Genomic DNA, 219 nt, shown 5'->3' on the forward strand with positions numbered 1-219 from the left:
GGCCCGACCAGACGGCCTTCGACGCGGCGATCGACGTGATCTGCGCCGGCACCCCGATCAGTTTCCTCAAGGCGACGCCCTCGCACCTGGAGGTCCTCGCCGCCCACCTGGAGAGCCGCGGGGCCCGGCACCGCATCGCCACGATCGTCGCCGGTGGTGAGAACCTCACACCTCAGCTCGTTTCCCGCCTGCTCGACGCCGGCAGCACACACACCACCG

At 70.8% G+C, this 219-nt stretch carries 1 protein-coding gene; it reads left to right on the plus strand.

Going from position 1 to position 219, the window contains the following annotated elements; genetic code table 11:
• A partial coding sequence (locus tag LG395_RS41065; RefSeq protein WP_225814716.1) for a hypothetical protein occupies positions 1–219 on the plus strand: 219 nt, incomplete at both ends.

Source organism: Streptomyces spinosus (genome assembly GCF_020400655.1).
GTDB classification, from domain to species: Bacteria; Actinomycetota; Actinomycetes; order Streptomycetales; family Streptomycetaceae; genus Streptomyces; species Streptomyces argyrophylli.